Source organism: Massilia sp. UYP32 (genome assembly GCF_050434365.1).
Taxonomy (GTDB): domain Bacteria; phylum Pseudomonadota; class Gammaproteobacteria; order Burkholderiales; family Burkholderiaceae_D; genus Telluria; species Telluria timonae.
On record NZ_JBNDIK010000017.1, the window covers coordinates 136,260 to 147,360 of the forward strand.

Below are 11,101 nucleotides of genomic sequence, written 5' to 3' on the forward strand. Positions count from 1 at the left end.
TCATCCTGCGTTCCCATGAAAAAAGCCGGGCAATGCCCGGCTCCATGAGCGGCGAACGGCGCCGGTCAGCCCTTCGGTTCCTGCGTCACCTCGACCCGCCGTGCCACGCCCGACGGCCCCGGGAAGCCCTCGAAGGCGCTGTGCACCAGCGCCGGCATGATCTCCGGCGTCGACATATTGCGGCTGGTGTTGTGCACCGTGACGTCGAACAAACGCTTGCCGTCGCGCGCCGACTTGATCGACACCTGCAGCTCGCGCCGGTAGTGGTGCTCGACCGAGGTCTGGTAGGCCGGATACGGACCCCAGAACGGATCGTAGAACGGGCTGTACCAGCCGCCCCAGTAGCGGCGGTGGAAGCCGCGGTAGCCGTAGCCGAAGCGCGCGCTCGGATAGAAATACGGCGTCATGATCGGCTCCAGCACGCGCACCGGCAGGTCGGTGGTGGTGAAGCGCATCGCCACCGTCAGCGCCGGCGTGGCGCCCTCGGCGTCGCGGAAGCCCTGGCGCGCCAGCTGGGCGCGCACCAGTTCCTGGTAGCTGCGCCATTCCAGCGTGTCGTCCTGCGGCGCCGGCACCTCGAAGACATAGCTCTTGTCTTCCATCTGGGCCGGCCATTGGTGGAAGGTCGTGACGTCGCTGCGGATGGTGGTCGCGCAACCGCCCAGGAGCAGCGCAAGCGCCGTGCCGGCGGCGACCATGATGAGGCGTTTCATACCAATCTCCAAAATATTTATGCGGAATTTCCCCGATGATCAAGCTTACCGCTTGTTCAAAATCAATGAACCGGTTTTTACACCCCGTTACCGTACATACACTGCGATACATGGAATCGTACGAAGCGCCGGAAAAGCTTGTTGGTAAAATAAGCACTTCTCCACTGTGTTCTTGGACTCTTCCTATGCGCACCGATACGCCCCAGACCGTTTACCGGAAAGACTATACCCCGCCGACTTACCTTGTGGATACTGTCGAGCTCGGCTTCGACCTGGATCCCGCGCGCACGGTCGTGGCCAACCGCCTGACCTTGCGTCGCAACCCGGCGGCCAGCGGGCGCGCCATCGAACTGCATGGCGAGGACATCGAACTGGTGGCGCTGCGCCTGAACGGCAAGGCCCTGGTCGGGGCTGACTATACGCTGGCAAACAATCTCCTGGTCATCCACGAGGCGCCCGACGAGGTGGTGCTCGAGATCGAATCGGTCTGCGTGCCCGAGCAGAACACGACGCTCAGCGGCTTGTATGTATCGAATGGCAACTTCTTCACCCAGTGCGAGGCCGAAGGCTTCCGCCGCATCACCTATTTCCCGGACCGCCCTGACGTGATGGCCAAGTACACCGTGATGCTGCGCGCCGACAAGGCGCGCTATCCGGTGCTGCTGTCGAACGGCAACCTGATCCAGGAAGGCGACCTCGACGACGGGCGTCACTATGCGCTGTGGGAAGACCCGTTCAAGAAGCCCTCTTACCTGTTCGCGCTGGTGGCCGCCAGGCTGGTGTGCCAGGAAGAGACCTTCCGCCTGGCCGACGGCCGCGACGCGCTGCTGCAGGTGTGGGTCGAAGACGGCAACCTGGACAAGACCGACTATGCGATGCAGTCGCTCAAGCACAGCATCCGCTGGGACGAGGAAAAATACGGCCTCGAGCTCGACCTGGACCGCTTCATGATCGTCGCCACCAGCGACTTCAACATGGGCGCGATGGAGAACAAGGGCCTGAACATCTTCAACACCAAGTTCGTGCTGGCCAACCCGCGGGTGGCCACCGACGTCGACTTCCAGGGCATCGAGGCGGTGGTAGCGCACGAATACTTCCACAACTGGACCGGCAACCGCGTGACCTGCCGCGACTGGTTCCAGCTGTCGCTGAAAGAAGGCCTGACGGTGTTCCGCGACCAGGAATTCACGGCCGACATGATCGGCACCGACACCGGCCGCGCCGTGACCCGCATCGACCAGGTGCGCACGCTGCGCCAGCACCAGTTCCCCGAGGATGCCGGCCCGATGGCGCACCCGGTGCGTCCCGACTCCTTCGTCGAGATCAACAATTTTTATACGGTGACGGTGTACGAGAAGGGCGCCGAAGTGGTGCGCATGTACCACACCCTGTTCGGCGAGGAAGGCTTCCGCAAGGGCATGGACCTGTACTTCGCGCGCCATGACGAGCAGGCGGTCGAGTGCGACGATTTCCGGCGCGCGATGGCCGACGCCAACGGCCGCGACCTGACCCAGTTCGAACGCTGGTACAGCCAGGCCGGCACGCCGGTGCTGCGCTTCGAGGGCCGCTGGGACGAGGCCGTCCACACCTACACGCTCAAGCTGATCCAGTCCTGCCCGCCGACGCCGGGACAGCCAGAGAAACTGCCGTTCCACATCCCGGTCGCGGTCGGCCTGCTCGACGCCGCCGGCAACGACATGCGCCTGGTCGAGGGCGGCGTCGACCGCGGCACGACGGCGGTGCTCGAGCTGACCCAGGCCGAGCAGACCTTCGTTTTCACCGACGTGAAGGAGCAGCCGGTGGCGTCGGTGCTGCGCAACTTCTCGGCGCCGGTGATCCTGCAGGGCAGCTATACCGATGCCGACCTGCTGCACCTGTTCAGCCATGACAGCGACCCGGTCAACCGCTGGGAAGCGGGCCAGCGCCTGGCCATGAGCCGCCTGCTCAAGCTGACCGGCGAGGCCGCGGCCAAGGGCAATAGCGGCGCCAGCCTGAACCTGGACGAGACCTTCATCGAGGCGATGCGCAAGGTCCTGGTCGACGAGACCCTCGACCCGGCCTTCCGCGAACAGGCGCTGCTGCTGCCGTCCGAGAGCATGGTGGCCGAGCAGATCGACGGCGTCGACCCGCTGGCCGTGCACATCGCGCGCCAGTTCATCCGCGCCGACATCGGCGCGCGCCTGCGCGCCGAGCTGCTGGCGCAGTACGAAGCCAACCTGACGCCGGGGCCGTACAGCCCGGACGCGGCGTCCGCCGGCAAGCGCGCGCTCAAGAACATCGCGTTGTCCTACCTGAACGCGGCGCCCGACGATGAGAGCGTGGCGCTGGCCCAGCGCCAGTTCGACGAAGCCGACAACATGACCGACCGCGCCGCCGCGCTGGGCGCGCTGATCGCATCGCGCGTGCCGGAAGCCGCCGACGCGCTGGACGCGTTCTACCAGGAGTTCCAGAACGAGGCCCTGGTGGTGGACAAGTGGTTCATGATGCAGGCTGCGGCGCCGACCACCGACGTGGCGGCCGTGCGTGCGCTGATGCGCCATCCGGCCTTCACCCTGCGCAACCCGAACCGCGCGCGCAGCCTGGTGGCCGCCTTCTGCATGAACAATCCGGTGCAGTTCCACGCGCCGGACGGCAGCGGCTACGCCTTCTGGGCCGAGCAGGTGATCGCGCTCGACGCGCTCAACCCGCAGGTCGCGAGCCGCCTGGCGCGCGCCATGGACCGCTGGCGCCGTTACGCGCCGGCGCTGCAGGAGCAGATGCAGGCCGCGCTGCAGCGGGTGGCGGGGCACGGCAAGCTGTCGAACGACGTGCGCGAAGTGGTCACCAAGGCGCTCGCCAATTAAAAGAATTCACACCCAACCTGAGGAAGTCATGAAACGCGTAAGTCTGACGCAATACCTGGTCGAAGAGCAGCGCCTGCACCAGAACATCAACGCCGAGCTGCGCCTGCTGATCGAGGTCGTCGCCCGCGCCTGCAAGCGCATCAGCTATTCGGTGAGCAAGGGCGCGCTGGGCGAAGTGCTGGGCAGCGCCGAGACCGAGAACATCCAGGGCGAAGTCCAGAAGAAGCTGGACGTGATCTCGAACGAGATCCTGCTGGAAGCGAACGAGTGGGGCGGCCACCTGGCGGCGATGGCGTCCGAAGAGATGGAAACCATCCGCCAGATCCCGAGCCGCTATCCAAAGGGCGAATTCCTGCTGCTGTTCGACCCGCTGGACGGCTCGTCGAACATCGACGTCAACGTCTCGATCGGCACCATCTTCTCGGTGCTGAAGGCGCCGGAAGGCATGACCCAGCCGACCGAGCAGGACTTCCTGCAGCCCGGCACCGCCCAGGTGGCGGCCGGCTATGCGGTCTACGGCCCGCAGACCATGCTGGTGCTCACCACCGGCAACGGCGTGCACTGCTTCACCCTGGACCGCGAGATGGGTTCGTGGGTGCTGACCCAGAGCGACATGCAGATCCCGGTCTCGACCAAGGAATTCGCCATCAATATGTCGAATAAACGCCACTGGCATCCGCCGGTGCAGCGCTACGTGGACGAGCTGCTGGCCGGCAGCACCGGCCCGCGCGGCAAGGATTTCAATATGCGCTGGATCGCCTCGATGGTGGCCGACGTGCACCGCATCCTGAACCGCGGCGGCGTCTTCATGTATCCGGCCGACCTGCGCGACCCGCAATCGCCGGGCAAGCTGCGTCTGATGTACGAGGCCAACCCGATGGCGATGATCGTCGAACAGGCCGGCGGCGCCGCCACCGACGGCCAGGGCCGCATCATGGACATCCCGCCGACCAAGCTGCACCAGCGCGTGCCGGTGTTCCTGGGCTCGAAGGAAGAAGTCGCGGTGGTGACGGGCTATCACCAGGGCTGAATTCCCTGTTTTTGGCCGATAATGCGGCACGCTAGCGATACACACTAGCAAGTTTGCCGCATTATTTGCTAGAATATGGTTCTTTCGTCACGGCGACTCGTTGTCGTGCGCCGAAAGGCAAGGCGAAGCACAGGTTTCGCCGCTGTAGCTCAGTCGGTAGAGCAGCGCATTCGTAATGCGAAGGTCACCAGTTCGATTCCGGTCAGCGGCACCAATACTCAGCAGGTCCAAAAGGTTACAGGCGCAAGCCCGTAACCTTTTTTGTTTTCCGAATGTGAAACAAGCGCGCGCCATGCAGCCCGCATGGAATCGCGCCATGCGGACGAGTTCACATCGTGCGCCCGCCCGGGTGGATATACTCTCGGTATCCGATACCGAGGAACGATCATGGCAACCGCATTCACTTCGCAGGCCAGCGCCGCCGAATCCACCTGGCCGCTCCAGCCGCGGTTTTCCTATCCCAACGGCGACGTGGTGCAGGTGGCCGAAAATACGCGCGACGTGACCGTCGACATCATCTCCCAGGGCCCGTCCGGCCCGATCTACAACGACTATGCGATCACCGGCGGCGCCGACGCCGCGCTGTTCACGATCGACCAGGCTACCGGCTTGTTGCGCTTTATCGCGGCGCCAAACTACGAGTCGCCGCGCGACCGCGGCGCCGGGACGGGCAACAACACCTACCAGGTCGAGGTCACGCGCACCGATGGCGCCGGCACCGCCGCGCAGCTGTTGACGATCTGGGTCACGGACGTCGACGAGCGTCCCGGCACGGCGCCGCAGGTCAGCGTGATCGATAACCGCGAAGTGCGGGTGCGCACGGTCACCGAGGCCGACGGCAAAGAGCGCCAGGAGCTCACGGCCGGCACCGCCCGCGTGGACGGCCCGGACACCAACGGCACCGGCCTCACGAGCGCGGTGCCGGTCGTCGTCGACGGCAGCGGCCGGGTCCTGCTGCGCGCCGACCTGCCGTCGGAAGTAGGCATGACCGCCAGCGGCAGCGTGGCGCCGGAGGCGGCCGGCGCCGCGCTGGCCGACCTGTTGCGCGAGGTGCGCCAGCACAGCGAGGCTGGTTCCGCCTCGCAGGCCAGCCTGGTCGCCGGCGCCACCCGCTTCATCGCCGAGGCCGCGAACACGCCGCTGCTGCTGCAGACGATCGCGCCGACTGCCGCTTTCGGCACGGCGCCGCTATTCGGCCCGCTGGAACTGGTCGGCGTCGAGGCCGCGGCCGGCAATCCGCTGGTCGCCGTGGTCATCGATACACGCGGCCTGTGGAGCAGCAGCGTCACCCTGGACCACATCGGCTTCGCCGCGCTCGCCGGTGAAGTCACGGTCAGGAGCGGCGCCGGCAACCAGCACGTGGTGGCCGATGCCGACGCCCAGACCCTCAACCTGGGCGAGGGCGACGACGTGGCCTATGCCGGCGGCGGCGACGACGTCATCGACGGCGGGGCGGGCAATGACCGCCTGCATGGCGAGGACGGCGACGACGACATCACCGGCGGCGCGGGTGACGACTGGATCGACGGCGGCATGGGCATCGACACCGTACGCCTGGCGGGGAGCCGGGCCGATTACACGATCCGGGTCGAACAGGGGCATGTCGTGGTCATGGCCCGCGACGGCACCGAAGGCAGCGACTCTCTCGCGAACGTCGAGATCCTGAATTTCGGCGGCGACGGCGCCGAACGCTCGGCGCGCGGCACCATCACGCGCATGATCGAATCGCTCGAGGACCGTGTGGCGACCCGCGTCGAACTCGACGCCTGGGAAGCGCAGCATGCCGCCGGCATGTCGCTGCTCGAGATCTCGGCCAGCCTGCTCGCGGCGAGCGGCGCCGACGATGCCATGAGCGACGACGATTTCGTCAGGTCGCTGTACGAAAACGGCATGGAGCGCGGCGGCAACCTGAGGGAGTTGTACGGCTGGCTGGTCGGGCTGGACGCGGGCGCGCGCACGCGGGCAGACGTCTTGCTGGAGTTCGCCGACCACTTCGCCATGCTGCAGTATATGGACTGGTATGGGTCCAGCGCCTGGATCGCCGACACCGATGTCGGCATGCTGGTGCGCATGTATGACGTCTTGTTCGACCGCGCGCCCGACCAGGATGGCCTGAACTACTGGATCGCGGCCAGCGAAAACGGCATCGGCATGGCGGCCATCGCCGACACCTTCGTGGGCGCGGCGGAAGGCCAGTTCGGCGGCATGAGCAATGCGCAGTATGTCGCCCACCTGTATCAGGCGGGCCTGGAGCGCACGGCCAGCCAGGCCGAGGTCGCGGGCTGGGCCGCCCTGATCGACGACGGCACGCTCAATCGCGGCGACGTCCTGCTCGGCATCGCCAATTCGGCCGAGATGGCCGCACTGGTCGGCGTGATGAGCACCTCGATCGACCTGCTCTGAATCCGCCGTCTCAGGCCGGGGACGCCGCCAGCGGCTGGAACTGGTGCAGCGCGACCTTGCCCGCGGCCGGCGGCATGGTCGCGCGCAAGCCATCCATATCGGCCTGCAGCCGCGCGCGCATCGCGCCCAGCATCTGGCGCGCGAAGGGCGACAGCGGCCGGCCGGCGGGCCACATCGTCAGCGCCGTGAATTCGAGCCGCTCCGAGAACGGACGAAATACCAGGCCGGCATTGAGGTAGTCGACCGCCGTGACCGGATTGACGAGGGCGACGCCGATGCGGTTGCGCACCAGTTCGCACAGGCTGAAGGTGTACGAGGTTTCAACCACTGTCTGGAGTTGCAGGCCGTGGGCGTGCAGAATCGCGTCCAGGCGCTGGCTCACCGCGTCGTCTGGATGCAGGGCCACGAAGGGATGACGCGCCAGCTGCTTCGGCGTGACCATGCTGCTGCGCGCCAGCGGATGCCCGGGAGGCAGGGCGACCACGCCGAAGTAGTGCGCGAACAGCGCATGCTCGACGCCGGCGGTCGAGATGTCCTGGGCCGCGATGCCCAGCTCCACCTCGTCGCGCAGCACCTGGCTGCGCACGTCCTGTGAACCCATCACCTGCAGCGACACCATGCTGCGCGTGCCGGCCGCTGCCAGGTCGGCCAGCACGCGCGGCACGAAACCGGTGCCGAGGCCGGGAAAGGCGGCGATGCGCACCCGGCCGGCGCCGAACTGCTTCAGGCTGCGGATGCGCTGCTCGATCACGTCCATGCCGACGAAGTGGCGCTGGACCTCGGCCAGCAGGGCCTGCGCCTGCTGGGTGGGCTGCAGCTTGCCGCCGGGGCGCTGGAACAGTTCCAGGCCGGCGCGTTCCTCGAGCCGGCGCAGCGCCATGCTGACGGCCGGCTGCGACAATCCCAGCACTTTCGCCGCGCGGGTGGCGGAGCCCGAGGTCATCACGGTGCGGAAGATCTCGATGTCGCGGCTGAGCATGGCGCTGGTCCGGTGGTGGTGGGTGTTGGCGCGATTCTAACCCGGCGGCGCGCGGGCCGGCCCGGGGTATCAATGGCGCTTATGGGGCGATCATTCCAGGGGCAGGCGCGCGGCGCTGGCCTGCCTATACTTTCCTGCACATCCATTCTCGCGGGAGCCTCCATGAAACCGATCGCCTATCGCCGCCGCAAGCTGCTGCGTACCGCCGCAGGCCTGAGCCTCGGGGGCGCGGCGCTGCCCTGGCCGGCGGCGGTTGCCGCGGCCGACGAAGCCGGCCTGGGCGCCAGCTATGACGTGGCCGGGGACATCGTCAATCTCGAAAACGCCTACTATGGCGTCATGGCGCGCCCGGTGCTGGAAGACTACAAGCGCAATCTCGACTACCTGAACCGCCATCACTCGCACTACCTGCGCACCCGCTTCGACCGCGCGGACATGACGGCGATCCGCGCGCAGCTGGCGGCGTATGCCGGCGCCGCGCCGGGCGAGATCGCGCTCACGCGCAGCGCGGTGGAGGCGCTGCAGAACCTGATCCTGAACTACCGGCTGTTGAAGGCCGGCGAAGCGGTCATGATCTGCAACCTGGACTACGGCACGGTGATGGACGCCATGCGCGAGCTGGCCAAACGCCGCGGCGCCGGGCTGGTCTCGGTGACGATTCCCGAGCCGGCCACGCGCCAGGGCGTAATCGACGCCTATGCCGAGGCGCTGCGGCGCCATCCGCGCACGCGGCTGCTGCTGCTCACCCACATCAACCATCGCACCGGCCTGGTGCTGCCGGTGGCCGAGATCGCGCGCATCGCCCGGGAACGCGGCGTGGACGTGGTGGTCGACGTCGCGCAATCGTTCGGCCAGCTCGATTTCCGCATTCCCGACCTGGGCGCCGACTTCGTCGGGGCCAACCTGCACAAATGGATCGGGGCGCCGCTCGGTCTCGGGTTCCTCTATGTGCGCGAGGGCCGCCTGCAGGACATCGACATCGATTGTGGCAACACCGAGCATCCGCCGACCGACATCCGGGCGCGCGTGAATGCCGGCACCCTCAACGTGGCGGCGGTGATGACGATTCCGAGCGCGCTGGCCTTCCATGCGCGCATCCCGCTCGCGGCGCGCGCGGCGCACCTGCGCGCGCTGCGCGACTACTGGGTGACGCGGGTGCGCGCGCTGCCGGGCGTGCAGGTGCTGACGCCGGACGACGCCGGGATGACGGGCGCGGTGACTTCGTTCCGCCTGCAGGGAAAGATGTCGTTCGAGGACAACGTGGCGCTGGCGCGCACGCTGCTCGACCGGCATGGCATCTTCACGGTGGCGCGCGAAGGCCCGGTCGGCGGCAGCTGCATCCGCGTCACGCCTTCGTACTACACGACCACGGCGCAGCTGGAGCGCCTGGTGGCGGCGATCCGCGCGCTGGCTGCGTGAACAGCATTAGCCGGGTTGGGTGTCCTCGGTGGCGGCTTCCTGCAGGCCGCGCACCAGGCTCGAGACGCTCGGGTTGTCGACGAAGACGCAGCGCTTGCCGTGGCGCTTGCAATGGTCCTTCACGCGCCAGTAGGCGCTGTGGCTGATGCAGCCGGTCTGGCAGATCACCAGGTCGGCCGCGGCGAGGCTGGCGTCGAGCTGGCTGCTGCTGTCCTCCAGGCCGCCGTCGTGGTGGGCGAACTGGGCGCCGACCCGCTCGATCATATTGCGGTAGATCGGCACGCTGCTGCTGCGGCCTCCGACGCACAGCACGCTGCGGTTTTCCAGGCGCACCGGTGTGGCGACCGGCGCTACCTGGATCGGTTCGGGCGCAGCCTCGGCTTCCGGCGCCGGGGTGGGAGCAGGAGCGCGCGCCGCCTTCAGCTCGGCCAGCTGGGCGCGCAGCGCCTGTTCGCGCGCCTCCATCTGCGCCACCCGCTCGGCCAGGCGCTCGCGCGTGTCGAGGTCGGGAACGCTGGCCTGCAGCCGCGCCAGTTCGGCGCGCAGGGCCTGGACGTCGCCATCGCGCGCGATGGTCGCCGCCCGCGCCGCGCGCAGCTGGTGCTCGAGGCGCTCGCACTCGACCGCCTTTTCCTGTCCCAGCGCATTGCAGCGTTCCTGCAGGCGCGCCACGTCGCGTTCGAGGCGCGCGTTGTCGGCGACGACTGCATTGAACTTGTTGATGTCGCCGCGGGCGCAGGCGCCGGCCTGGTGCTGCACCATATGGATGTCGCGGCACATCTTTTCTTCGAGCGCGGTGCTGCAGCGCGGATGCGACAGCCCCGCCCAGAACGCCCCGGCGACGTCGCCGGCGGCCACCGCGGCGTCCCACATGGCCTCGACCTGCTCGGTGCTCTTGGCGGCGCGGAAGCGTTGGACGTGCTGCGCATAGCGGCGCTCGAGCTCTTTCTGCACCGCATCGGCGACCGGCGTGCGCAGGGCGCACTCGCTGACGGTGCCGACGTGGATGTCGTAATCGTCGTGCAGCACCTTCCCGCCCGTCACCTTCTCCACCAGTTTGCGCAAGCCGCCCAGCGGCAACCCGACCCCGACCAGCGGGCAATGGCAGGCATGGGACAGCTCCCACACGCGCCGCCGGCGCGATCCCTGCGCGCCGTCAGCAGGGCAGGGCACGTTCGAAGGGTGTTTGTCGCACATATCGTTCCTCTCGACGCAGGTTGGTGGCATCAGATGATAATGATTCTCATTCATTATTCTATCTCACCCATCACGCCGCGCAAGCGAAATCTTCACCCGTGCGCCACCACCCCCACCCCCAACATGAGGGTCAGAGTAGATTTATTGAGCAATTCTCCAGAATTGCTTTTAATTCTACTCCGACCCTCATTATTCAGTTGGGAAGAAATTGCCTGACAAGCTGACTGTGTCACCAATTAATCCAATTTGGTGAGAAATTGCTCAACAAATCGACTCTGACCCTGATTATTTCAGGACTCATAAATTGCGCAAGAATATCTAATTAAGTAAGCGCTATTGCGACCCAAGAAATGATTTCTCCTATGAGAGAATAATGTTCTAGAAGCAGCGATTCGACGATCAAAACAATGAGGGTCAGAGTATAATGCCGCTAAGTTAACGATCTTTGCGGCATTTTTTCGTTGTAAACGTGGCTCAGAAATGTTAACTTTCGGCCATGCTTTCTGATGCCATCCCC

At 66.5% G+C, this 11,101-nt stretch carries 7 protein-coding genes and 1 tRNA gene; 5 read left to right on the forward strand and 3 right to left on the reverse strand.

Going from position 1 to position 11,101, the window contains the following annotated elements; genetic code table 11:
- Window positions 1–65: 65 nt before the first annotated feature.
- Window positions 66–713 (reverse strand): DUF4136 domain-containing protein, encoded by a 648-nt coding sequence (locus tag ABIB42_RS15175; RefSeq protein WP_005665538.1) that lies wholly within the window; start codon window positions 711–713, stop codon window positions 66–68.
- 185 nt (window positions 714–898) lie between these two features.
- Between ABIB42_RS15175 and pepN the strand changes: the two genes are divergently transcribed.
- The 4 genes from pepN to ABIB42_RS15195 all read left to right on the forward strand — a co-directional run bounded on the left by pepN (window position 899) and on the right by ABIB42_RS15195 (window position 6,989).
- A complete protein-coding gene (pepN, locus tag ABIB42_RS15180) occupies window positions 899–3,556 on the forward strand; it encodes an aminopeptidase N (protein WP_429248596.1) in 2,658 nt (885 codons plus the stop codon).
- Between the two features lie 28 nt (window positions 3,557–3,584).
- Window positions 3,585–4,586 carry a class 1 fructose-bisphosphatase gene (locus tag ABIB42_RS15185; RefSeq protein ID WP_005665542.1) on the forward strand — a complete coding sequence of 334 codons (1,002 nt, stop codon included), beginning with the start codon at window positions 3,585–3,587 and terminating at the stop codon, window positions 4,584–4,586.
- A 138-nt stretch (window positions 4,587–4,724) separates the two neighbouring features.
- Window positions 4,725–4,800 (forward strand) — tRNA-Thr (locus tag ABIB42_RS15190).
- A 173-nt stretch (window positions 4,801–4,973) separates the two neighbouring features.
- Entirely contained in the window at window positions 4,974–6,989 is a 2,016-nt protein-coding gene (locus ABIB42_RS15195) for a DUF4214 domain-containing protein (RefSeq protein ID WP_429248597.1), read from the forward strand.
- A 10-nt stretch (window positions 6,990–6,999) separates the two neighbouring features.
- Here ABIB42_RS15195 and ABIB42_RS15200 read toward each other — a convergent pair whose 3' ends face one another.
- Window positions 7,000–7,968, reverse strand: coding sequence for a LysR substrate-binding domain-containing protein (locus ABIB42_RS15200; protein ID WP_219861159.1), 969 nt, complete (start codon window positions 7,966–7,968; stop codon window positions 7,000–7,002).
- Window positions 7,969–8,130: 162 nt separating this feature from the next.
- Between ABIB42_RS15200 and ABIB42_RS15205 the strand changes: the two genes are divergently transcribed.
- Window positions 8,131–9,387, forward strand: coding sequence for an aminotransferase class V-fold PLP-dependent enzyme (locus ABIB42_RS15205; RefSeq protein ID WP_429248598.1), 1,257 nt, complete (start codon window positions 8,131–8,133; stop codon window positions 9,385–9,387).
- 6 nt (window positions 9,388–9,393) lie between these two features.
- On the opposite strand, the gene ABIB42_RS15210 is transcribed toward ABIB42_RS15205, so the two are convergent.
- Complete coding sequence (locus ABIB42_RS15210; protein WP_429248599.1) at window positions 9,394–10,584, reverse strand: DUF2325 domain-containing protein; 1,191 nt, start codon at window positions 10,582–10,584, stop codon at window positions 9,394–9,396.
- Window positions 10,585–11,101 lie beyond the last annotated feature (517 nt).